Consider the following 263-nt stretch of genomic DNA (forward strand, 5'->3'; position numbering starts at 1 on the left):
TACGTCCTGAAAAACAGCGCACTACAGCTCAAGAAACCTTGGATTTTTATGTGCCATTTGCCCGGTTAATGGGTCTGAATGATATTGCTGACTATATCGAAGTATTGTGTTATCGCAATTTAGACTCTGATATGTACAACAAGCTGTCTGATAAACTGCTACAGCATGGGCTTGGACGAAACTTTCAAAGAGAGTCCATTCATCGTTATTTGAGTATCGTGCTAAATAACTTGGATCTCAATGGTCTGGTCAAAGTCTTAGAC

1 protein-coding gene is annotated in these 263 nt (G+C 39.9%); it reads left to right on the forward strand.

The genetic code is table 11. From position 1 onward, the window contains the following. Positions 1-263 (forward strand): hypothetical protein (locus SB725_RS31890; RefSeq protein ID WP_410923451.1); only part of this gene is annotated, 263 nt, incomplete at both ends.

The sequence above is a fragment of the Pseudomonas sp. SIMBA_041 genome (assembly GCF_046535095.1).
Classification (GTDB): domain Bacteria; phylum Pseudomonadota; class Gammaproteobacteria; order Pseudomonadales; family Pseudomonadaceae; genus Aquipseudomonas; species Aquipseudomonas mucoides.